26 protein-coding genes are annotated in these 20,811 nt (G+C 59.0%); 13 read left to right on the top strand and 13 right to left on the bottom strand.

The genetic code is table 11. The annotated features are described in order from the left end of the window. Positions 1–281: 281 nt before the first annotated feature. The 3 genes from MB02_RS04065 to MB02_RS04055 all read right to left on the bottom strand — a co-directional run bounded on the left by MB02_RS04065 (position 282) and on the right by MB02_RS04055 (position 2,851). A complete protein-coding gene (locus MB02_RS04065) occupies positions 282–620 on the bottom strand; it encodes a hypothetical protein (protein WP_170304625.1) in 339 nt (112 codons plus the stop codon). Further along, a complete protein-coding gene (gene ybaL, locus MB02_RS04060; protein WP_067532914.1) occupies positions 580–2,229 on the bottom strand; it encodes a YbaL family putative K(+) efflux transporter in 1,650 nt (549 codons plus the stop codon). The genes MB02_RS04065 and ybaL overlap by 41 nt, the downstream gene beginning before the upstream one ends. Positions 2,230–2,464: 235 nt before the next feature. Next, a complete protein-coding gene (locus MB02_RS04055; RefSeq protein WP_156495408.1) occupies positions 2,465–2,851 on the bottom strand; it encodes a hypothetical protein in 387 nt (128 codons plus the stop codon). Between the two features lie 833 nt (positions 2,852–3,684). Between MB02_RS04055 and MB02_RS04050 the strand changes: the two genes are divergently transcribed. Continuing rightward, complete coding sequence (locus MB02_RS04050; protein WP_067532908.1) at positions 3,685–3,996, top strand: hypothetical protein; 312 nt, start codon at positions 3,685–3,687, stop codon at positions 3,994–3,996. Between the two features lie 414 nt (positions 3,997–4,410). On the opposite strand, the gene MB02_RS04040 is transcribed toward MB02_RS04050, so the two are convergent. Next, the gene (locus MB02_RS04040) at positions 4,411–4,761 is read right to left on the bottom strand and encodes a hypothetical protein (protein ID WP_067532902.1); all 351 of its coding nucleotides are present in this window, start codon (positions 4,759–4,761) and stop codon (positions 4,411–4,413) included. 26 nt (positions 4,762–4,787) lie between these two features. Between MB02_RS04040 and MB02_RS04035 the strand changes: the two genes are divergently transcribed. Further along, the gene (locus tag MB02_RS04035) at positions 4,788–5,051 is read left to right on the top strand and encodes a hypothetical protein (protein ID WP_156495407.1); all 264 of its coding nucleotides are present in this window, start codon (positions 4,788–4,790) and stop codon (positions 5,049–5,051) included. 50 nt (positions 5,052–5,101) lie between these two features. Here the strand turns inward: MB02_RS04035 and MB02_RS04030 are convergent, their stop codons facing one another. Next, complete coding sequence (locus tag MB02_RS04030; protein WP_067532896.1) at positions 5,102–5,524, bottom strand: Rrf2 family transcriptional regulator; 423 nt, start codon at positions 5,522–5,524, stop codon at positions 5,102–5,104. A gap of 79 nt (positions 5,525–5,603) precedes the next feature. Between MB02_RS04030 and MB02_RS04025 the strand changes: the two genes are divergently transcribed. Genes MB02_RS04025 through MB02_RS04010 form a run of 4 tightly spaced genes read left to right on the top strand, consistent with a single transcriptional unit; the run spans position 5,604 to position 8,063 of the window. Next, complete coding sequence (locus tag MB02_RS04025) at positions 5,604–6,047, top strand: group III truncated hemoglobin (protein ID WP_067532893.1); 444 nt, start codon at positions 5,604–5,606, stop codon at positions 6,045–6,047. A 2-nt stretch (positions 6,048–6,049) separates the two neighbouring features. After that, a complete protein-coding gene (locus MB02_RS04020) occupies positions 6,050–6,328 on the top strand; it encodes a DUF1971 domain-containing protein (protein ID WP_067532890.1) in 279 nt (92 codons plus the stop codon). Positions 6,329–6,375: 47 nt separating this feature from the next. Beyond that, positions 6,376–7,587 (top strand): NO-inducible flavohemoprotein, encoded by a 1,212-nt coding sequence (gene hmpA, locus MB02_RS04015; RefSeq protein WP_067532887.1) that lies wholly within the window; start codon positions 6,376–6,378, stop codon positions 7,585–7,587. 11 nt (positions 7,588–7,598) lie between these two features. Further along, positions 7,599–8,063 (top strand): hypothetical protein, encoded by a 465-nt coding sequence (locus tag MB02_RS04010; protein WP_067532884.1) that lies wholly within the window; start codon positions 7,599–7,601, stop codon positions 8,061–8,063. A 39-nt stretch (positions 8,064–8,102) separates the two neighbouring features. On the opposite strand, the gene rnk is transcribed toward MB02_RS04010, so the two are convergent. From rnk to MB02_RS03995, 3 genes are all read right to left on the bottom strand, one after another. After that, on the bottom strand, positions 8,103–8,528 hold the full coding sequence (gene rnk, locus MB02_RS04005; protein ID WP_067532881.1) for a nucleoside diphosphate kinase regulator: 426 nt from the start codon (positions 8,526–8,528) through the stop codon (positions 8,103–8,105). 353 nt (positions 8,529–8,881) lie between these two features. Next, entirely contained in the window at positions 8,882–9,919 is a 1,038-nt protein-coding gene (locus tag MB02_RS04000) for a rod shape-determining protein (RefSeq protein ID WP_067532878.1), read from the bottom strand. Positions 9,920–10,094: 175 nt separating this feature from the next. After that, a complete protein-coding gene (locus MB02_RS03995; protein WP_156495406.1) occupies positions 10,095–11,252 on the bottom strand; it encodes a DMT family transporter in 1,158 nt (385 codons plus the stop codon). Here MB02_RS03995 and MB02_RS03990 point away from each other — a divergent pair. Continuing rightward, a complete protein-coding gene (locus MB02_RS03990) occupies positions 11,181–11,582 on the top strand; it encodes a YybH family protein (RefSeq protein WP_328585412.1) in 402 nt (133 codons plus the stop codon). The two genes, MB02_RS03995 and MB02_RS03990, sit on opposite strands and share 72 nt — an antisense overlap. 81 nt (positions 11,583–11,663) lie before the next feature. On the opposite strand, the gene MB02_RS03985 is transcribed toward MB02_RS03990, so the two are convergent. The 3 genes from MB02_RS03985 to MB02_RS03975 are packed head-to-tail and all read right to left on the bottom strand — an operon-like array spanning position 11,664 to position 13,368. Beyond that, the gene (locus MB02_RS03985) at positions 11,664–12,035 is read right to left on the bottom strand and encodes a hypothetical protein (protein ID WP_235829415.1); all 372 of its coding nucleotides are present in this window, start codon (positions 12,033–12,035) and stop codon (positions 11,664–11,666) included. A gap of 35 nt (positions 12,036–12,070) precedes the next feature. Continuing rightward, positions 12,071–12,721, bottom strand: coding sequence for a carbonic anhydrase (locus tag MB02_RS03980; RefSeq protein WP_082825954.1), 651 nt, complete (start codon positions 12,719–12,721; stop codon positions 12,071–12,073). A 5-nt stretch (positions 12,722–12,726) separates the two neighbouring features. Continuing rightward, the gene (locus tag MB02_RS03975) at positions 12,727–13,368 is read right to left on the bottom strand and encodes a peroxiredoxin (protein ID WP_067532875.1); all 642 of its coding nucleotides are present in this window, start codon (positions 13,366–13,368) and stop codon (positions 12,727–12,729) included. A 242-nt stretch (positions 13,369–13,610) separates the two neighbouring features. Here MB02_RS03975 and MB02_RS03970 point away from each other — a divergent pair, with 242 nt between their 5' ends. Then, positions 13,611–13,931, top strand: coding sequence for a DMT family transporter (locus MB02_RS03970; RefSeq protein ID WP_067532872.1), 321 nt, complete (start codon positions 13,611–13,613; stop codon positions 13,929–13,931). Between the two features lie 9 nt (positions 13,932–13,940). On the opposite strand, the gene MB02_RS03965 is transcribed toward MB02_RS03970, so the two are convergent. Further along, complete coding sequence (locus MB02_RS03965) at positions 13,941–14,303, bottom strand: hypothetical protein (RefSeq protein ID WP_156495405.1); 363 nt, start codon at positions 14,301–14,303, stop codon at positions 13,941–13,943. Positions 14,304–14,429: 126 nt separating this feature from the next. On the opposite strand from MB02_RS03965, the gene MB02_RS03960 reads away from it, so the two are divergent. The 3 genes from MB02_RS03960 to MB02_RS03950 are packed head-to-tail and all read left to right on the top strand — an operon-like array spanning position 14,430 to position 16,427. After that, positions 14,430–15,278 (top strand): LysR family transcriptional regulator, encoded by an 849-nt coding sequence (locus tag MB02_RS03960; RefSeq protein WP_067532865.1) that lies wholly within the window; start codon positions 14,430–14,432, stop codon positions 15,276–15,278. Continuing rightward, positions 15,275–15,766 (top strand): DUF6306 domain-containing protein, encoded by a 492-nt coding sequence (locus MB02_RS03955; RefSeq protein ID WP_067532862.1) that lies wholly within the window; start codon positions 15,275–15,277, stop codon positions 15,764–15,766. Before MB02_RS03960 ends, MB02_RS03955 begins: the two co-directional genes overlap by 4 nt. 43 nt (positions 15,767–15,809) lie before the next feature. Beyond that, positions 15,810–16,427: a trimeric intracellular cation channel family protein gene (locus MB02_RS03950; protein WP_067532859.1), complete on the top strand. Its 618-nt coding sequence runs from the start codon at positions 15,810–15,812 to the stop codon at positions 16,425–16,427. Positions 16,428–16,508: 81 nt separating this feature from the next. Here MB02_RS03950 and MB02_RS03945 read toward each other — a convergent pair whose 3' ends face one another. Further along, positions 16,509–18,326, bottom strand: a complete 1,818-nt coding sequence (locus tag MB02_RS03945; RefSeq protein WP_067532856.1) for a chloride channel protein — start codon at positions 18,324–18,326, stop codon at positions 16,509–16,511. A gap of 75 nt (positions 18,327–18,401) precedes the next feature. Between MB02_RS03945 and MB02_RS03940 the strand changes: the two genes are divergently transcribed. Both MB02_RS03940 and MB02_RS03935 read left to right on the top strand, forming a co-directional pair. After that, positions 18,402–18,818, top strand: a complete 417-nt coding sequence (locus tag MB02_RS03940) for a MarR family winged helix-turn-helix transcriptional regulator (RefSeq protein ID WP_067532853.1) — start codon at positions 18,402–18,404, stop codon at positions 18,816–18,818. A 187-nt stretch (positions 18,819–19,005) separates the two neighbouring features. Next, a complete protein-coding gene (locus MB02_RS03935; protein WP_067532851.1) occupies positions 19,006–20,802 on the top strand; it encodes an assimilatory sulfite reductase (NADPH) flavoprotein subunit in 1,797 nt (598 codons plus the stop codon). Positions 20,803–20,811: the final 9 nt, after the last annotated feature.

The raw sequence follows: 20,811 nt of genomic DNA, 5'->3' as shown, positions 1-20,811 counted from the left end.
GCTTCGTCGGCGTTCGAGCTAACCTGGGCGTCAGCTCCGGTGCAAACCGAAGGCCCGGCCCGAAAGGCGACATCCGGTCAAAACATGCACCCGTGATTTGAAAAAGGCATCCAAATTCGAAGCCAACCACGTTTCAGGAGTTAATCCGAAGGATGGAAGCACGGACAAGATGGCGGACATTCGTATAGGCGCCGCCTTCACCTATATTGCTGGCGACGAACTCGGCCAGCATACCGCTTATACGCACATCCAGGGTCGTGATTGTGGGCATTGTAAGCCGATCAATCCAATTGTTTGGTCAAAGGACAATCGAGCAGAGCAGCAATGGACTTCGCGCCCTTTCCAAAACCAAGGCTTTCGATTGTTTCCCGCAGGGTCTCGTAAATCCGGACCTCGTGAAGGACGACAGAACCTGGGCGGGATGAGAGGTTCTGTTTCACCACATATTGAGAGCCTGCCGTTTTGTATATTTCGACGAAGCCGGTGTCGTGGTGATTTTCTTTCAGAAGCAATTCTCCCTCGAATTCAAGGTCCGGCCCGTTCGGGTCATGAACGATGTGATTTTGCATTGCGGACGGTTCATCCTTTCCCTGGCGACGACTGGAGCTGATGAGCGGCAAGCGAAAGCATGCGCGCTGCTATTTCTCGCTCACCCATGACGATGTCCGGAACACCAAGTCGCTGTAGATGCTCGACCTCCGCGTCGGAATGAGCTCGTGCGATCACATGCGTATCGGGGTTCAGCTTGCGTGCGTGTTCGCATATCGCACCGGCTTCGAACCCCTCGGGAATCGCGAGTAACAGATGACTGGCGTCGTCGATGCCCGCCGCCCGCAATATCAGCGGGTCCAGCGCGTTACCGCTCAGGCATTCAATGCCGTCTGCTTTCGCCTGCCGGACAGGGTCTGGCCGCTCTTCGATGACCGCAAGCGATCTGCCGGCCTTCTTCAGTTCTCCGGCGATCAGACTTCCGACCCGCCCATAGCCGACGAGGATGATGTGTCCTTTGGCGGGTTCGGGCTGCGACAAGGGTTCGATCTTTCCCGTATCTCCCTGCCGCGCGACAACGGCGGAAAAAATGAAGGGATTGAGGAATATCGAGACGATCGCGCCCGCAAGAATCAGATCGCGTGCGTCAGGCGGCAAGACGCCGAGTTGGGTACCGAGTGCCGCCAGAATGAAGGAAAATTCGCCGATCTGCGCCAGGCTGGCCGCGATGGTCAGCGCCTTGGTATTATTATGTCCGAACGAGCGAACGATCACGAATGCGGCCAAGGACTTTCCCAGCACGATGATGGCGACTGTCGCCAGCAGGGGAAGTGGTCGATCAATCACCACGGACGGGTCGAACAGCATGCCGACCGATACGAAGAAGAGCACTGCGAACGCATCCCGCAAGGGCAGGGTTTCTTCGGTCGCCCTTCGCGATAGCTGCGATTCTCCCAGAATCATGCCGGCGAAAAAGGCGCCGAGCGCGAAGGAAACATCAAAAATATAGGCAGCGCCGAACGCAACGCCCAAGGCAATGGACAGAACGGCCAACCGGAACAGTTCGCGCGATCCGGTATGCGCGGCCCAATGCAGAGTGGCGGGTATGATCCGACGTCCGACGAGCAACATAAGCCCGACGAAGCCCGCGACTTTCAGAAACGTGATGGCCAATGGAAGCAGAATGGTGCTCGCACCGGCTTGCCCGTCTCCCTTGGCGATGCCAGCAAGCACAGGAAGCATAACCAGTGCCAGCACCATGACGAGATCTTCGACGATCAGCCAGCCAACGGCGATGCGTCCACGTTCGGTTTGGACCAGACTGCGAATTTCCAGAGCGCGCAACAGCACGACCGTACTGGCCACAGATAGGGCAAGGCCAAAGACAAGACCGGCGACGATGGTCCAGCCGAGCGCATGAGCCAGTCCCATACCCAACAGGGTGGCGACCAGGATCTGTACTATGGCGCCGGGCACCGCGATCTTCTTCACCGAGAGCAGGTCACGCAGTGAGAAGTGCAGGCCGACGCCGAACATCAGCAGGATAACGCCGATTTCAGCAAGCTGGTTGGCAAGCCCCACATCGGCCACAAAGCCCGGCGTAAACGGACCGACAAGCACGCCAGCGAGAAGATAGCCCGCGATCGGTGACACCTTGAGACGGTGCGCGAGAGCGCCCATGAGGAAGGCCACGACGAGACCTGCCACGATCGTTGCGATCAGCGGTGAGTGATGCGCCATTCGTTCTCCATGACCGGTCTGCCGCGATGGGCGAGGTCCGGCCTTCAGTTCATTCGATTAGGGCGACCGCCGCCACCACGAGGCTTACGGCTGCGGCCATGCCGACAAGGATGGTCAGCTTGAACCACCATGGCGGGCGTCTTTTCTTGCCATTCATCAGCCACTTCCACACACAACTCCTGACACCTCGGGCACATCCGAGGCGTCTTCCGGAGTCCGGACACAGTCGAAGATGTCAGTTGGCTGGGGGTGCCCGCACGTGATGGGAGAAAGTCGGCATTCCTGCCGCAAGATTTCTTGCAAGCGGCGGAATTGACCAGCGCGAGCCGTGATCGTCGATGCGATCGATCTGCTGGAAGCTTACAATGCTGGGGACGCCAACCCAAACTGTACTGTCAGGCTGGTTGTCTGGTTCGACGACAGTTCTCCGTTCGCCAAGCTGCTTGGGCGTCTGCTTGAGTGAAACGACGCTTGTCGAAGGATCGAATGCCGAACCGAAAGCTTTGGATTGGGCAGAACCTGCCGGAATCAGCGCGAAGACGAAAATGACCAGCAGCAACACCCAGCTTGCCGACAGGAATGCGAGGCCGTTAGGATTTCTTAAGGCGCTTGTCGTTCGCACGCGGTGTAACAATCCCCAGAGTTGTTGAAGCCGAGAAAATCTATCAGGATGCGGCATTGCTGTAAACGCGTGTGCTGCTGTGGGCTCCGTGGCGAAGCCACATATTGCCCGCTATTCCACGCAGTTTCGAGCACTGGATTGTAAAGAGGTAAGGCAATGCATCATCATCTGGCTGCCATCCTGGGTTATCGTTCGGGAGAACGGAGGCCAAAGAGAAAAGATCACAGCAAGCCAGCTGGCAAGGAAGAACGTCCAAAAGCCTTGCCTGACGCGGAAAGCAGCGGGGCCAAGCCCGATGCGAAACGCTGATACGAAGCTCTACGGATGAGTTCAGTTCTGCGCATATTCGCAGCTTCCATGGACGCTTCTTGAAAGGCTGGACCATGGGCGGAGCAATGCGCTAACGCATCAGGATCATGATTACCGGATACGACAAGTTACAGGCGATCTGGCGCTGTGTAGCGCTAGCGCTTTTGCTGGTCGTATTCTTTCATGCTTTTGCTCCGAGTGACGCGCCGAGCGCTTCCCAATCGGGGTCGGCATTCAGCGCCTTTACCTCAGATGTCGCACTGGGTTGCAGAGAACAGACGGCTGCTCAGCAAAAGCTCCGTTCGGATACCCCTGCGCCTCCTGTCTTCACACCGTCTTTATCCCTCGCGCCAAGCATCGCCGCTGCGGACCGTGGTCACGGTATTTCGTGGCAGTGGTCAACTGGTCCGCCGATTCGATCTGTTGCGCGGCATACTCCGCTCAATCCCAGAGCGCCTCCGTTCGTATGACGATTCATCCCGTGGCCGCGGTCACGGACTGTTATTCGTCATGCGAGCAGAGCAGTGCAAAATTTCGATACAGATGGTTTCGATCCGGAGCCGACGCGAACAGCAATAAGTCGCATCATCGCCCGCTATCCCGAAATTGGCGACGATGAGCTTGGCGAGGTTCTGCAATATCTCAGGAATGAAGCATCCGGACGCGATATCGACATTATCACTTCCGACGAGACACTGTGCCCGCAATATCGGCAATTGTGCAGGGAGCACTACATTGACCGACTTCGCCCAATGGAAAAGGTCCAGTTCGCGATCGTCTTGATCGCAATCGCCCTTCTTCTCGTTCTTCTTCGCGCCATTGCGCGAGCAGGGTGAATCCCCACGCGGGCATACCCTGAATGAAGAGGCGTTTCGGGCAGCCGGTCACAGGCTTACCCTGCATTTTCGAGAATGCACAGCACATGAAACAAGAATCCAATAATGCCGTCGATGGAAGCAACCGCCGACGAGAGATTGAAGGCATCATTGCAAGCTATCCGAGTTTGAATGATGAGCAACTAGAGGAGGTCCTCCGTTATCTGAAACGGGAGGCGTCCGCTATGGATCAGGCAATGATTGCATCGAATCCCGAGATCACGCGACAATATAGGCAGCTAAGCCGAGACCATTATCTCGATAGGCTACACCCTACTCAGGTTGTTGTTGTCTCCGCGCTGGGAGTGGCCTTGGCGCTATGCCTCGTTGTTTGGGGTATGTTGATGTAAGAAAATCCGGATCGATGATCCTGCGTTATATCTGCTGGCGCGGAGCGATGCCGAGTCGTTGTGCTACCTGTGCATAAAGGCCGACCACTCCGGACATGGGCAGCGTAACCGCGAGACCAAAAAGTACCGGTTCGTCAATCGGAGTGCCGGGATCCGGATCTCGCTGCACAATCAGGTCGATTGTCATGTCCGGTCCGACGATGGTTGCTTTGTCGCCCTCCCCGCACTGCATGAAGAGTGTGCCGCGATTGGTTTGATTGCCATCGGGTTGAAGGCTGCACAGCGGAATATTCAAAGCGTCGGTTTCCGCTGGATCGAGCAGTTTAAGGCGGACCGAACGATAACCTTTCGGGCTGGCGCCACTGGCGTGAACCATCCAAGTGTAGCCGAAAGGCTGGCCGGTTGCGCTTGGCCGTCCAATATTACGGGCAGACGCATCAGACGGGTGGAGATACGGTGGAGCTGGTTGCCGCTAAGACCGGTCTCGATACCGGCACGTTTTCGTCCATTGTCCAGCAGATCGGAGGCGAGGGTTTTCTGAGGCAGTTTGCAGAGGCGATCAAGAACGACCCATCAAGTCTGATCGGCCTGCTCGACCGTGATGGCGACGGGAATCCGATGGACGATTTGGCGGATATGGCCAAAGGCCAGTTTGGAAAGAAATAGGAGCCTTGCCCTGTTCTGTTGGAGCGTCCGTAGGGACCGAAGTTCTATAATCATTCAGCCGACGACAGAAGCCGCGCGAGATCGCCGCGCTTTTGCATGAGGTCCGCGAGCGAATACTTGTCCAGCACGGCAAGGAAAGCAGAAACGGCTTCCCTGAGCACGCCGGTCATGCCGCAAGCGGGCGCGACCACGCAGCTTGGACAATCGACAAGGTCGAAGCCTTCCTCGGTGTGCCGGACAAGTGCGCCGATATTTATCTCTTCGGGCAGCTTGCCGAGGCGGATGCCGCCACCACGGCCGCGGACGCTATCGATATAGCCAGATCGGGCGAGGTCGTTCACCACCTTCATGAGGTGGTTTTGCGAGATGCGATAAGCCCGTGCGATCTCCGCGATCGAGCACCGCCGGTCGGGCCTTGCCGCAAGGTAAAGCAGCACGCGTATCGAATAATCCGTGAACAGCGTCAGCTTCATGTTCGCTCCATCAAACCTCTCAATCGACCCCGTCACATTAATATGCATTTTCGTTGCATCTTTCAAACGGCCTCTATAAATGTATCTCCAATGCATGAATGGAGTACGAGTCGTGACCAGCACCACAAAGATCGACGAAGCAGGCCTCGCCCGATTGGTGGATGCCTTCTACGCTCGGGTGCGGGCGGACGCCGAACTCGGTCCGATTTTCAATGACGCCATTGATGACTGGCCCCACCATCTCGAAAAGCTGACCGCCTTCTGGTCATCGGTGATGCTCACCAGCGGGCGCTACAAGGGACAACCTGTTCCCGCGCATATGAAGCACAGGAGCAGGATCACGCCCGAACTGTTCGACCGCTGGCTCGGCTTGTGGAAGCAGGCGACCGATGAGCAGATGGAGCCGGTCGCGGCTCTCGCCCTCCAGGAGAAGGCTGCGCGGATCGCCGAGAGCCTGAAACTGGCCATGTTTTTTCGCTTGGACCGTCGGCCCGACGCGGGCGACAGCCGCAAGGTCGCATGACGATGGCCGACATCCGCCCATATCGGTCCACGCCGGTGTTCGACCAGGATACACTTCCGGCCGCCTTGCGCGCCCGCCACGATACCAAGGCTGGCGTCTGGGGGCTGATCCGCGTCATCGAAGGAGAGTTGCAACTCACCTATCTCGATCCGCCTTCGGATGTCGTGCTGACACCCGACAAACCCGGCCTCATCCTGCCGCAACAGCCGCATTTCGTGACGCCGCTTGGCCCCATGAAGATGCAGGTCGATTTCTACGATCGGCCGCCGCCCGGCGGCTGATCCGCGCATTCCTTTTCCAGTTCCCAGTTCAATCACAGGAGATTTTGATGTCGCAGCCTCTCAGCGATCACACCATTGCGCTCGTCAAGGCCACCGTTCCGGCCCTCGAAGCCCATGGTCTGGATATCGTGCACGAGATGTATTCGCGGATGTTCCAAAACCCGGAAATCCGCGACCTGTTCAACCAGTCGCACCACGGCGATGCCGGTTCGCAGCCCCGTGCACTGACGGGCGCGATCCTCGCTTATGCCAGCAATATCGACAATCTCGGCGCGCTGGCGCCTGCGGTCGAGCGGATCGCGCAGAAGCATGTCGGCTTGCAGATCCTCCCCGACCACTACCCTCATGTCGGTGAAGCCCTGCTGGGGGCGATCAAGGCCGTGCTGGGCGATGCCGCGACGGAGGAGATTCTGGAAGCCTGGGGCGAAGCCTACTGGTTCCTCGCCAACATCCTGATCGCACGCGAAGACCGCATCTATACCGAGCAGAAGGAAACGACGGGTGGCTGGAACGGTTGGCGCGACTTCCGTGTGGACGACGTCATCCGGGAAAGCAGTGTCATCAATTCCTTCATCCTGCGCCCCGCCGATGGCGGGCCGGTCATGGAGCACAAACCAGGCCAGTATCTCACCTTCTGGTTCGAGATTCCCGGCCATCCGCCGGTCAAGCGCAACTATTCGATCTCTTCCGCGCCGAACGGTGAGACCTACCGAATTTCTGTCAAACGCGAACCGCAAGGCCTGGCTTCGGGATGGCTGCATGACGAAGCCGAGGTTGGGATGATCCTGAAAGTCGCGGCGCCGGCTGGCGAATTCTTCCTCGGCGAACATAACGAGCGGCCGGTCGTGCTGCTGTCGGGCGGGGTCGGGCTGACGCCGATGGTGGCGATGCTCGAAGCTCTTGTGGCGAGCGGCGCTGAAGTCCCGGTGCAGTACATTCACGGGACGCACGACAGGGAAACGCATGCCATGCGTGGCCACATTCGCGTACTAACGGAGAACAGCAAGACGGTGCAGGTTGTTGACTTCCACCAGACGCCGCTGGCCGACGAGGTGAAGGGCCTGGATTACGACGAAGCTGGGATCATCACCGATGAATGGCTTGTCGCCAATACGCCTGTTGCCGAGGCCGATTACTATATCTGCGGACCGCGGCCGTTCCTGCGCCATGCGGTTTCCACCCTGTCGCTGGCGGGCGTCGCGTCCGATCGCATCCACTATGAGTTCTTCGGACCTGCTGACGAACTGCTCGCCGCCTGAGGGAGAGGCAGATGGACGACATCATCATAGCGCGCGCGATCCACGTCCTTTCAGTCCTCTTCTGGATCGGAGGGGTGGCATTCGTCACGCTTGTGGTGATGCCGTCCATTCGCGGCTCGACGGCGCCGGATGACCGGCTTGCCGAATTCCACCGGATCGAAGGCCGTTTTGCGCCGCAAGCCCGGACCTGGGTTCTGCTCGCCGGCGCCAGCGGCTTCTGGATGATCCATCGCGCGCAAATGTGGGATCGTTTCACCTATCCGCAATTCTGGTGGATGCACGCGATGGTCGGGTTGTGGGCAATCTTCTTCGCGATGCTGTTCCTGGTCGAGCCGCTGTTTCTACACCGGCGCATGCAGAATTCGCCTGACCCGGGGAGGGATTTCAGGCGCATGGAGCGAATGCATCGAATTCTGCTGCTGCTGGCGGTAGTGACGCTGCTGGGCGCCGCTGCGGGAAGCCACGGCCTGTTCTGACCAGCATCGGGGCCGCGGCTCGACCTGCTGGCAAGCGCATCAGTGCGTCACCTCTTCGTCGTAAGCACTCTGATGTACCTTTACAATGGTAAGCTTACGCTCATGTCCCACGCGGTCCGGCCAGAGAATGGACTGGCCCTCACGCAGCCCGATCAGTCCGGCGCCGACCGGCGTCAGAATGGATATCCGGTTTGCCGCGATGTCGGCATGCCTAGGATAGACCAGTTGCACGATCCGCGTTGCACCGCTCGCCTCGTCGACGAATTCCACCTGGGCATTCATGGTGACGACGTCTTTGGATATCCGCCCGGCGCTGTGAACTTTCGCGCGCGCGATTTCTTCAAGTAGAAGTTCGCTGACCTGCGGCAGGCGTTCCTGCGCACCGATGGCTAGGTCGGTCAGGATATCGGCTTGTGTGTCGATCATGTGAATGGATGGTCGCTTTGGCGTCGTCTTGCGTGTCATGGTGATGGCTTTCCCGGAATGGGCGCACTGAACTGCGTGTCCAATGCAAGGTTCTGTCGAGTCCTGCCCCGAGTTCAGGGCGTACCGCGCCAGAACCCGGGGTTACATGCCCGTGAGAAGCTGTCCGCCGAGATGACGAAAACGCAAAGAGGAAACCTTGACCTGCATTGCTGGAAAGATGGGATAGGCCTTGCCAGAAGTCAATTGTGGCCGAATGAACGCGATAGCGGCTAGACGTTCATCCAGCAGCCTTTGCGAAGCGAAAAGTAGTTTGTAGCCGTCCGAGAGGGTCCGTTCTCGACGCGCTTCCCGGAAGGGATAGGGGCGAGATCGTTAGAGGCAGCCGGCAGTGATTAACCTGCCATCAGGGTTTCGAGCCCTCTTGATACGCACAGAGCTTCATCGTTGACCGCCTCTATCGGAAGCCCAGTATCGCTTGTAATCATTTCGGACAACAGTGAGATTGAGGCGCAGCCGCCCGTAGCAATGATGCTGCCGGATAGAAGGTCCGCAGCGAGATCAGGCTTGATTGTGGCGAGGACACCTCGGGTTGCTTCGACAATCGGAACCAGATGCTTTTTGAATACCAGCTGGAACTCCGAAGCTGGTAGCAGCCGGGTAGCGGGTAAACCCGTTCGCAGATCCCTTCCTTTGATTTCGACCATATGATTAGAAGGGTCGGCACCAATTCCGGAAGAATCGCCTTCTCGCAGAGAAATTTGTCGGCTGATGGCGTGTTTGAGCCGTTCGGCGGTCCGCAGGCCGATCAGGAAATGATGCCTGGCACGCATATGTTCGATCAGTGCCTCGTCGAGCGACTGACCTCCTCCGCGCACGGAGCGAATAAGACATTCGCCATCGATCGAGAACACGGCAATTTCAGTGGTCCCAGCGCCGCATTCAATGATCATCGATGCTCGTGCAGCACTGATGTCTAAACCGGCACCGACTGCGGCGGCGTATGTCTCTTTCACAAGACTGATCCTGCCAAAGCCCGCATCGCTGAGCACCGTGCGCAGGGCAGAAGCTTCTGCTTTCGTAGCATCTGCCGGAATGCCGACCATCGCGCTTGGACGGCCGAGCCGCAAACGCCCCATAACGGTTTTCACGACATACTGCAGATATACGCTGGCGGCGCCCAGATCCTGCACGACGCCCCGCGCCAGAGGGCGCCGGATATGTAGCCCATCAGAAACACGATCAAGCATAGCGAATGCGTCGCTGCCGGCTGACACAAAAAGCTCTCTGCCGCCCTTGCTTGAGAAGCACGAGGCAGTGGGTTGTTCAAATACGATTCCACCGTTGCGGAGAACGACACGGGTGTTTGCGGTCCCAAAATCTATTGCGATATCGGGTCCGATTTGTCGTGAGGTTGAGAAAAACCGGAACATGCTACTCTCGATACAAGGGCTCACCTGTGATGTCGCCTGGAAACATTTGTATCCACGAATATCCTATGGGTTGCGGTGACCGGCGATCCAATTGGTCGACCAGGCGACGAATGAGGCTTGGCCCGATCCGGAAGTCACTTGTCGCGGACCGGTACGGGTCTGCATAAGCCGCTCATCATATGCGCCCGGAGAGGTCAACCGGCTTCGCGGGAGCGGCCGCCAGAGGGGCTTGGCCGCGACCTGCCCAAAGGATGCCGCCTAGGATTAACGCCATGCCCGCGACATGGAACAGATAGAGTTCCTCTCCAAGCAACAGGATCGCCAGTCCGGCTCCGAGAAGCGGCAAGACGTTCATGTACATCCCGGTGGCGGCCGAACCGATTAACTCCACGCCGCGATTGAAGAAGAGATAGGCGATCAGCGAGGGGAAGATGCTCACATAGCCGATTGCCAGCCAACTACCGAATTGAGCGATGATCTGCCGGCCGGAAAGTATCTCCCATACATAAAACGGAGCGATGACGAGAATCCCGACCAGGAGCGTAACGGCAAACAGACTCAGCGGATGAAGAGCTGGCCGCCGCCGTAACATCACCGAATAAAGTGACCAAAATATCACCGCGGCACCGATGATCAGATCGCCAGTATTGAGGCGAAGGTTCCACAGAATTGATAGATCGCCACGTCCGATGATCGTAACGACGCCCGCCAGCGCCACAGTCGCACCGCAAAATTGCTGCCAGCCCGGTCGATCTCCCATAATGGCTGCGCCGATGAGCAGGATGAGCACGGGCTGGGCCGATTGGACCAGCATCGCGTTCAATGCGGTTGTGTCCTGCAATCCGGTATAGAGCAGCGTGTTGAACGCACCGATGCCCAACATGCCAAGCAATATCAGAATGCGCGGATTTGCCAGGATGACGTCCTTGTCACGGCGAAGGTGCGGCCATGCAAATGGCAGGATGAGAACGAGGGCAATGCTCCAGCGCCAAAAGGCAAGCGCGACAGGCGGCACCAACTCGCGCACGCCGCGCCCCACAATCGCGTTGCCAGCCCAGCACAACGCAGTGATGGTCAGAAGAATATAAGCCTTCGACCATAGGCTTTTCAGCAATATTATAGATCGATGGATCATTGCGGCCATTGCAAACTTGTGATTGACTAATTGGAGACAGGGGCCGGTTAACAGCGGGAAGCCCATGGCAACACTAGTTTTTCTGGGTTGCGCGAAATTACTGTTTAATCCGAGGCGTGTGCGTGGATGGAGATCAAAATGACGGAAGACGAACAGGCGATCAGACAGGTCGTCGCAACCTGGATGGAGGCAAGCCAATCGGGTGACACGGCCACCGTCCTCTCACTCATGACCGAAGACGTGATTTTCATGGTTCCCGGCCAAGAACCATTTGGCCGAGAGGCATTCGAGGCAACCGCTGGTGAGTCCGATGGAGCGCGGCCGCAGATTGACGGGACGAACGACATCGTTGAGATTCAAGTCTTGGGAACCTGGGCGTTCACACGCAACCGTATCGACCTGGCTATCACCTTGCCAACCGGCGAGACGGTGCAGCGCGCCGGGTACACCCTGACCTTGTTCCGAAAAGAAGCTGACGGAAGCTGGCGCCTTGCGCGTGATGCCAACCTGTTGATGCCAAAAAGCTGAAACCAGGGTCCGGAGAAGGTTGGAAGCCGAGCTTCAAATCGAGACCCTACCCTATCTTGTGATCGCTGGAGTTCCTGTATTTCAGGCCGGGAATGAATCCACATTGATCCTCGCCTTCAAGGCGGCAATGCAGATTGCTATTTCCCCGACCGAATGAATTCCGTCCCACTCGCCCTCGGCACCGCAGACCCTGGCGATGCCGCTGACTCCGTCTTCCAGCCAGCAGCCTGCCGGCACAAGTGTTGTCGCAGCGGCGCGCGAGCCCGAATAGCGCAGAGCCCTGACACGTGTGCCGTCTTCATGACGCCAGACTGCTGTATCCAACGCCGGCAGACTGGTGAGAGCTGGAAAGACGGCGCTTGCGATGATGGCATCAAGCTGGCGATCGGCGGCGCTGGCGCCAGCGCACGCCCTGACGGCCGCATTCAAGGCGGACCGGTTGGGATTAATCACGTCGATTGCCAAAGATCCTTCTATCTCGGCTAAGGTTATACATCCGGAGAGCCGCCTGGCACTTTCTGAACCGGGGCGCAGACCTCGTGCAGCAGGCCATCGCCTATCGAGTAGACCCAACCGTGAAGCGTGATATCGTGACCACCTGTCCACGCCTTCCGGATAATCGGATTGACGGCGAGGGTCGCAACCTGCGCAGCGACATTGGCTTCGCAAAGCGCTTCCGCGTCGCCGCGATCACCGGTCGGGCCGTGCACGTGGTCCCGGTACAGCCCGCGGATCGGTGAGAGCCAGCGCCCGATGTGATCGTCGGTCTCGCCATCCATCGCCGCCTGTATGCCGCCACACCCGTAATGACCGACAATCATTATGTGGCTGACCTCAAGAACCTCCACGGCAAATTGCAGCGCAGCCGCAAAACTGGGATCGTCCGCGACCGCCAGATTGGCGACGTTTCGATGAACGAACATCTCTCCGGGATCGAGATCGACAATCTCGGTCGCAGGCACCCGGCTATCGGAGCAGCCTATCCAGAAATATCGCGGCCGTTGCTGACCAACCAGCCGGCTGAAGAACGTTGGGTCGACGCGGACTTTAGCCTCCGCCCAAGCGCGATTGCGGGCAAACAGTTTGCCGGAGCTGCTGTCCGTCTGGTTGACATCCGCATCCGATGTGCCTTCGTCCAACGCAGCTAATTCCCGGATGCTTGCAGGTCGACCATCCGCAGATATGGCTTCAGGGTTCTGAAGCCTTGCGGAAACAGGCGCTGAGCTTCCTCGTCCGAAACTTTGGGAGAAATCACCACCTCTTCGCCAGGCGACCAGTTGACGGGCGTTGCTATGCTGCTTGCATCGGTCAGTTGCAGGCTGTCGATCGTACGCAGGATCTCCGTGAAATTGCGCCCCGTGCTGGGCGGATAAGTCAGGATGAGCCGGACCTTCTTCGAAGGATCGATCACGAATACCGACCGCACTGTGACGGTCGGATCGCTTTCGGGATGGATCATATCGTATAGTGACGAAACTTTCGCATCGGGGTCCGCGATCATCGGAAAGTCGAGCGCCGCCCCTTGGGTTTCCTCGATGTCGAGTTCCCACTTGTGATGCGCCTCGACCGGATCGACCGAGAGGCCGATGGGCTTGACGTTGCGCTTGTCCCATTCGGGGCGCAGCTTCGCCACCTCGCCAAGCTCGGTGGTACAGACCGGCGTGAAATTCTTGGGATGACTGAACAGTACCCCCCAGCTCGAGCCGAGCCAGTCGTGAAAGCGGATACGGCCCTGCGTGCTGTCCTGTTCGAAATCAGGGGCGATCTGCCCGAGCTGGATGACCATTGGAAGACTCCTTCGTAAGCTTGGCACGCAATGTGAATTGGTCAGGTCCATCAAACAAGCGAATGTTATCTATAGTTGAACGCAAAGATATTGCTGTATTGTGCTCGCACATTTGTGGTCAGCGAAGCCCCCATTGAAGCGCGTCACATCCGTTGCTATCTGCCTGGCGCGGCGACCACGTTCCCGCCTTCTGTCGAAGTGATCAAGTCCGGGACGGCCCGGCGGCACTATGGGAGGCTGCCGTGGCGTGGTTCGTTCTTGTTCTTGCGGGTCTATGCGAAATCGTCTGGGCCTATGCGATGAAGCAATCGACCGGGTTCACGCGCCCTTTGCCGACAGCGGTCATGCTCGTCGCGATGCTCTTCAGCTTCGGCCTGCTCGCCTGGTCGATGCGGACCCTGCCGCTTGGTACGGCCTATACGACCTGGACGGGCATCGGTGCTGTCGGAGCGTTCATCGTCGGAGCAGTGGTGCTCGGCGAGCCGCTGGGAGCGATGCGGATCGTTGCCGCCGTGCTTATCGTGAGCGGGTTCATCCTGATGAAGCTCGCCACTCCCGGTTAGTTGCAGGCATTATTTCCGCCTTCTGAGGCGTTGGGCGGGCTTGCGGGATACCCGTTTGACGTCCTTGCCGAGTCGCGGGCCATGAGGCCATTCCTTATACATACGATATGTGTAAGTCGTCTGACCAATGCTCTTGTGCACCTGCATGTAAGCCCGGCGTTCCTGCACAACGGCAATGATTGCCCCAAGTGGCACGGCAATCACGAAAATCAGCGCAGCCAAATGGAGTTCATCGCCTAACGCTCCCCTCTCGTGAAAGACATTGAGCCCGAGCGCACAGCCGATTGCAACCATCGCCAGCGATATGGCGAGGGACCAGGATTCCCGTACCGATGGACCCGGCTCCGGGCGCAATGGGCCTAGGGGCTTCATGAATATATCCGCGTCATGACGAGCGTATCAGCATGATCGCTGCCTCCTTGTCTGCGCATCTTCGTCCGGCTACTATTCATTCGGCAAACGAATATTATTGAACATTGATATGAAGGATTATGGTGCGTGGATATCGCGATTGCCCGCACGTTCCTGGAGGTAGTGAAGACCGGCAGCTTCGTCGGGGCTGCCGCCAATCTCAATCTCACCCAGACGGCCGTCAGCGCGCGTATCCGTGTTCTCGAAGATCAACTCGATGGGCCTGTTTTCATTCGCAACAAGGCAGGCGCCAAGCTGACCCCAGCCGGTGAGCAGTTCCAGCGCTTCGCCACCACGCTAGTTCAGGTCTGGGCGCGGGCGCAGCGCGCTGTTGCCTTGCCGCCCGGCCGCGAGACCGTGGTATCGGTGGGCGCCGAGCTCAGCTTGTGGAATCCCCTTTTGCGGCACTGGCTCTTGTGGATGCGACGCGAATGCCCCGAGATTGCGATTCGCACGCAGATCGACACATCAGAGCGTCTGATGGGTCAAGTGCAGGATGGCTCTCTCGATCTTGCGATCATCTATGCGGCTCCGAGCCGGCCCGGCGTCATAGCCGAACTGTTGTTCGAAGAAAAACTGGTGTTAGCCAGGACAACGCCGACGACAACCGAACTGAAGCCGCAAGATCATGTCGAGATCGATTGGGGGGACGAGTTCGCCGCCAACTATCACGCGGCCTTTCCTGATCAGCCCAATTCCGTGCTTTCGATCAGCTATGGTCCGTTGGCTCTGGAATACATCCTGGCGACCGGTGGCAGCGGCTATTTCCGCAAAGGTTTCATTCGCAGCTATCTTGAAGAAGGACGGCTGACTCTGGTTTCCGGAAGCCCCGAATTCTCCTACTCCGCCTATGTCGTGCATTCCACGAAAGCGGATCCAGGCGTCATGGACCGCGTTCGGGCTGGCCTTCATGATGCAGCGAAAATTGCGGTATGACGAACAAGCCTTCTTCTCCGGTCTGCTACGCCTCGGAAGCCTCCGATGCCTATATGGGTTATGCCGACCGCGACGAGATCCTGGCGGCACTCAACGAACTGCTCGAAGCCGAGCGCGCGGGCGCACGTGTCGCGCTGGACAGCAGCAAGGCGAAGGATCCGGTAGGCTACACGGAATTGATGCGGCACGTGCGCAAGGACGAGGCGCATTGGTGCGCCATGCTCACGAGGCAGATCAGGCGTCTTGGTGGCGCACCTTCACGCAAGACCGGCGCCTTCCGCAGCAAAGCCATGGCCATTGCCGAACCGCTCGAGCGACTTGCATTTCTTAATCGCGGTCAGCTCTGGGTGATTAACAAACTTGAAAAGCTCATACTGCGCATTCGCGACGATGCTCTTCACGCGGAACTCAAGGAGATGGCGGACAGGCACCGGGAGAATATCATCAAGGCGGAAACATTTCTGGAACGCCGCAAGATGGAGCAATAATGGCCCGCTAGGCGCAAGTTCGGTTCCAACTTGAGTACATATCATGAATTTGCCGATCGAAAGTCTGTTTGTGTGGCTGAACCTGGCCGGCATTTCTGTTTTTGCCGCTTCGGGAGCGCTCGCGGCCGCGCGCCAGCGTCTGGATTTTATTGGTGCCTGCTTTTTTGCCCTCATCACGGCTGCTGGCGGCGGGACATTGCGGGACCTGCTGATCGATGCACCCGTTTTCTGGATGGTGGACCCGAGACCCGTCGTCCTGTGCTGTATCGTCGCGGTCGTCGTGTGGGCCATCCCGTTGCGATGGTGGTCGGAGCGGGCACTTGAATGGCTCGACGCGGCGGGGTTGGCTGCATTCTCTGTCTATGGGGCCGGAAAGACGCTTGAGGCGGGTTTTTCGCCGGTTCCAGCAATCGCCGCGGGGGTCACTACCGCGTGTCTAGGCGGCATCATCCGTGATATAACAGCAGGCGTTCCTTCGGTATTGATGCGCAGGGAGATATACGTAACCGCGGCGCTTATCGCAGCATTCCTGTTCGTCCTTCTGACAACGATGAACATGCCCGCACCGTGGCCATCGGCTGCCGGGTTCCTCGCAGGCTTTGTATTGCGGGGGGCGGCGATCCGCTGGCAACTGACATTGCCTTCACACCGGGGGCACTGAGATTTTGCTATCGCAGTCGCTTGTGATTGATCTTGTCCGAAGGGCGGCGAAAACGTCAGACAAGGGGTAGGCAGTCACCAGTCACCCCGGCCCTGCCGATGTTCCTGCTTCATTGCGGTCAGCGATCCTGACGGCGCGACGTCCGACATGACGGCTCCGCCCCGTTTCCGCGATGCGGTTCGCGCTTCGGGCTTTGAGCAGATCCTGGCGCGAGAGAATGCCGATCACCTTGTGGTTTTCCCGCTCAATGATCGGAATACGCCCGATACCTGTTTCGATAATCAGATCGGCAACAACGCCGCCCGGCGTGTCGGGATAGGCAACAGGTTGCTCCACGTCCGAGATGGCTTCGCCAAGTGTGAGTCGACTTGGACTGTGATCCGCTTGCCAACGAAGGGCATCCGCACGCGACACGAGACCAACCAGTCGCCCTTCATGATCGACGACGGGATAGCTGCGATGACGGGCGTCCGCGGTGTAAAAATCGAGCGCGTCCGAGACCGTCATAGTGGAAGGAAGAGTCTGCGGTGCTGCTGTCATCAACTGTCCCGCCTGCAACAAATCGAGAGGATCGACGGTATATTCCTGCAAGATGTGCCGGCCACGACGGGCGATCTTCTCGGTGAGGATCGAGCGTCGCATCAGGAGCACGCTGACGGCATATGCTGTTCCAGCGGCCATTATGGTGCTGGGCAGAGCATCGAAATGACCGGTCAGCTCGGCAGCGAAGACCGCGCCCGTCATCGGCGCACGCATCGCGCCGCTCATGATACCAGCCATGCCGATCATCGCCCAGAATCCGGCATCGCCGGGCAGAAACGACCCGGCTAGGTAACCGGTCGCGCCACCAAGAATGAGGAGCGGCGCCAACACGCCGCCCGATGTTCCCGACCCGAGTGCAACCAACCATACGACCGCTTTCACAAGCAACAGCGCGCCGACGACCCTGAGCGTCAGCGAACCGCCCAGCAACGCATCGATGCTGGCATAACCGGCACCGAGCACATGAGCGTCGATCAGTCCGCCAAGGCCTACGACGACCGCGCCGATCGCCGGCCACCACATCCAGTGAACCGGCAGTTTGTGGAAGAGATCCTCGATCCGGTAGAGCGAAGTGGACAGGAGGAGCGCCTCCAGACCCGCCAGAAGCCCGATTCCCGCTGACGCCAGCAAGGGCCAGCCCGTACCGGGCACGGCGGCGGTCATGGGAAACATCGGTCCCGACCCGATGAGATACGGCCGCCAGGCGAAGGACACTATTGTCGCCACGACAACCGGCACAAAGCTGCGCGGCTTCCATTCGAACAGCAGTACCTCGACCGCAAGCAGAATGGCCGCGAGCGGTGTCCCGAAGATGGCCGTCATGCCGGCCGCGGCGCCGGCGACCAGCAGCGTCTTGCGCTCCGCGGCACTGAGGTGGAAGCATTGCGCGAACAGCGATCCCAGGGCGCCGCCGGTCATGATGATCGGCCCCTCCGCGCCGAATGGGCCGCCGCTGCCGATCGAGATCGCGGACGATAGCGGCTTCAAGAGGGCAACCTTCAGCGACAGCCGGCTTTCGCCGAACAGGATGGTCTCGATCGCCTCTGGAATCCCATGTCCGCGGATCTTGTCCGACCCGAACCGGGCCATCAGGCCGACGATAAGACTGCCGATCACGGGTATGGCGATGACCATCAATCCAACCGAGGCATCGGTGATGACGGTATGATCGACGGACAATCGGCCGAACCAGAAGAGGTTCGTGGCGACGGCGATTAGCTTGAGCAATATCCAGGCGCCCAGCGCGCCGCCCGTGCCGACGGCAAGCGCCATGAGTGCCAGGAGCGGCATGCGAAGATCGACACTATGATCTCCTAACTGGTGCGTTTCGACAGCGCGGGGTGGCGTAAGCGACATTGAAAATTCTTGCCTTTCGAAGTTCGAAGGAGACAGTTATATCGCATTACGATATTTTTCAATCGGGACGATGCAATGACCGCGAAGGGCGCGCCGCTCACTGATGCCGACTACGCCGCACTGGCCTCGTTTCGGCATGCGATTCGGGAATTTCTCGGCTTCAGCGAGGCGCGCGCGGCCGATGTTGGGCTGACGCCGCAGCAACACCAGGCCCTGCTGGCAATCCGGGGAAGCGAGGTGGATCAGCCGACGATCGGTTATGTGGCCGAGCGGCTGGTGCTCAAGCCGCATAGCGTTACCGGGTTGATCGACCGTCTGGAGTCAATGGAGCTGGTAACGCGTCACATAGCCGAGGACGATCGGCGGCGCGCCTTGCTGCAGCTTACACCAAGGGCCCATGATCTGCTGGCGGCACTTTCGATGGCGCATCGCGAGGAAATCCGGCGAATACGCCCTCTGCTCAGCGACATACTTCATCATCTCGACGAATGAATGCCGATAGACGAATAACAGCAATTATATTGCATTAAATGTCCAATAACATTCGTTTGTCTTATGGCATGTCTTGCGGGACAATTGCGCCATTGAAGTGAATCGCCTCTGACCGCGCCCTTCGAGGATATTTATCGCTCGAGCCGCCGCGTTGCGACGAGTGCGCAATCGTCGAGGACAGACAGGAATGACGGCGAGAGACGTGTCGGGGGTCGCCCTGACCCCTGAACAATGGCGATTGGTCGAAGAGCTCGTCCAATCGCTCGACCCGGCGCAAGCGTGCTGGCTCGGTGGTTATTTCACCGGGCTGGAGGCCGGCCTGCGATCGCCCCCGTCGCAGGCCGTGTCCCCCATGCAGAGCGTGGGTCGCAAGCTCACGATCCTTTATGGCACCGAAACCGGCAACGCCGCCGAACTGGCGCGTGCTCTGGAAACGGCAGCGAAGGGAAAGGGGCTCTCCTGCAGCCTCTCCGACATGGCCGACTACAAGGTGCGGCAACTCGCCCAGGAAGAGGACGTGCTGATTATCGTCAGCACCTATGGCGAGGGCGATCCTCCGCAGCCGGCGACGGGCTTCTTCGAATTTGTCGAAGGGCGCAAGGCGCCAAAGCTTGAGGGCAAGCGCTTTGCCGTACTGGCCTTGGGCGATTCGACCTACGAATTTTACTGCGAGGCCGGCAAGCGGCTCGACCGCAGGTTCGAGGAACTCGGTGGCGAACGGCTGGCGCCCCGCGTCGATTGCGACATCGATTATGAGGAAGCGGCCGAAGCCTGGACCCGGGCGATCATCGAACAGATTGGCGCGGAAGCGAAACTGGCAACGGTTCCCGCTGTTGCGGTGTCTTCGCCCGCTGCATCCACGGTAGTCCATGACAAGCGCAATCCATTCCCCGCGCCTCTCATCGACAATATCGCCATCGTCGGACGCGGATCGACCAAGGAGACCCGCCATATCGAGTTCTCGCTCGAAGGCTCGGGGCTGGCCTATGAGCCGGGAGATGCTCTTGGCCTCGCAGCGAGTAACGATCCGGTAGTCGTTGCGGCCCTGATCGACACGCTGTCACTGCACCCAGATGCCGAGTTCGAGCACAAGGGCCAGACAGTGAGGCTCGATGAGGCCCTGACGCACCGCTTCGAGATCACCACTGCCACGCCGCGCTTTCTCGATTACTGGGCATTGCTGAGCGAGGCCGACGCGCTGAAGCAGTTGCTGCAGGACGACCGTACCGGCGATCGCTCGGTTTTCCTGCATACGCATCATATCATCGACATCGTCCGTCGTTTCCCGGTCGGGAACGTGATGCCGCAAGGCTTCGTCTCCGCCCTGCGCCCCTTACAGCCGCGTCTTTATTCGCTGGCGTCAAGTCTTGCCGCCGCCCCCGATGAGGCACACCTTACCGTGGCGCCGGTGCGTTATGACCTGCATGGCGAGCCGCGTTGCGGCGTGGCGACGGGCCTGCTTGCCGATCGCGCCGAGCCCGACACAGTGCTGCCGGTCTATATCCAGAGCAATCCGCATTTCCGCCTGCCGGGCGATGATGCTCCGATCATCATGATCGGTGCGGGCACTGGTGTCGCGCCATACCGGGCTTTCCTGCAGGAGCGGGAAGTGCGCGGGGCAGGAGGCCAAAGCTGGCTGTTCTTCGGTGAACGCAATTTCCGCACCGATTTCCTCTACCAGACCGAATGGCAGGGCTGGCTGAAAGACGGAACGCTCGGACGGATGGATGTCGCCTTCTCGCGCGACGGCAATGACAAGGTCTACGTTCAACAACGCATGAAGGAGCAAAGCCGCGACATCTTCGCCTGGCTAGAGGAGGGCGCCCACGTCTATGTCTGCGGCGATGCGACCAATCTGGCACCCGATGTCCACGAAGCTCTGATCGACATTGTCGTGAGCGAAGCCCGCACCGGACGGGAGGCAGCGGAGGACTATGTCCGCTCGCTGCAGTCCGACCATCGCTATCAGCGCGACGTATATTGAAAGCCCGAC

It is taken from the genome of Croceicoccus estronivorus (genome assembly GCF_001625325.1).
GTDB lineage: Bacteria > Pseudomonadota > Alphaproteobacteria > Sphingomonadales > Sphingomonadaceae > Caenibius > Caenibius estronivorus.
The sequence above is the reverse complement of the archived record's forward strand: the minus strand, read 5'-3'. Positions and strand labels throughout refer to the sequence as shown.

Coding starts and splice junctions, on each gene's coding strand:
- ybaL (WP_067532914.1), bottom strand. CDS start 2,229: ATGGCGCATCACTCACCGCTGATCGCAACGATCGTGGCAGGTCTCGTC.
- MB02_RS04040 (WP_067532902.1), bottom strand. CDS start 4,761: ATGGTTCACGCCAGTGGCGCCAGCCCGAAAGGTTATCGTTCGGTCCGC.
- MB02_RS04030 (WP_067532896.1), bottom strand. CDS start 5,524: ATGAAGCTGACGCTGTTCACGGATTATTCGATACGCGTGCTGCTTTAC.
- MB02_RS04025 (WP_067532893.1), top strand. CDS start 5,604: ATGTATCTCCAATGCATGAATGGAGTACGAGTCGTGACCAGCACCACA.
- MB02_RS04020 (WP_067532890.1), top strand. CDS start 6,050: ATGGCCGACATCCGCCCATATCGGTCCACGCCGGTGTTCGACCAGGAT.
- hmpA (WP_067532887.1), top strand. CDS start 6,376: ATGTCGCAGCCTCTCAGCGATCACACCATTGCGCTCGTCAAGGCCACC.
- MB02_RS04010 (WP_067532884.1), top strand. CDS start 7,599: ATGGACGACATCATCATAGCGCGCGCGATCCACGTCCTTTCAGTCCTC.
- rnk (WP_067532881.1), bottom strand. CDS start 8,528: ATGACACGCAAGACGACGCCAAAGCGACCATCCATTCACATGATCGAC.
- MB02_RS04000 (WP_067532878.1), bottom strand. CDS start 9,919: ATGTTCCGGTTTTTCTCAACCTCACGACAAATCGGACCCGATATCGCA.
- MB02_RS03990 (WP_328585412.1), top strand. CDS start 11,181: ATGGAGATCAAAATGACGGAAGACGAACAGGCGATCAGACAGGTCGTC.
- MB02_RS03975 (WP_067532875.1), bottom strand. CDS start 13,368: ATGGTCATCCAGCTCGGGCAGATCGCCCCTGATTTCGAACAGGACAGC.
- MB02_RS03965 (WP_156495405.1), bottom strand. CDS start 14,303: ATGAAGCCCCTAGGCCCATTGCGCCCGGAGCCGGGTCCATCGGTACGG.
- MB02_RS03955 (WP_067532862.1), top strand. CDS start 15,275: ATGACGAACAAGCCTTCTTCTCCGGTCTGCTACGCCTCGGAAGCCTCC.
- MB02_RS03950 (WP_067532859.1), top strand. CDS start 15,810: ATGAATTTGCCGATCGAAAGTCTGTTTGTGTGGCTGAACCTGGCCGGC.
- MB02_RS03945 (WP_067532856.1), bottom strand. CDS start 18,326: ATGTCGCTTACGCCACCCCGCGCTGTCGAAACGCACCAGTTAGGAGAT.
- MB02_RS03940 (WP_067532853.1), top strand. CDS start 18,402: ATGACCGCGAAGGGCGCGCCGCTCACTGATGCCGACTACGCCGCACTG.
- MB02_RS03935 (WP_067532851.1), top strand. CDS start 19,006: ATGACGGCGAGAGACGTGTCGGGGGTCGCCCTGACCCCTGAACAATGG.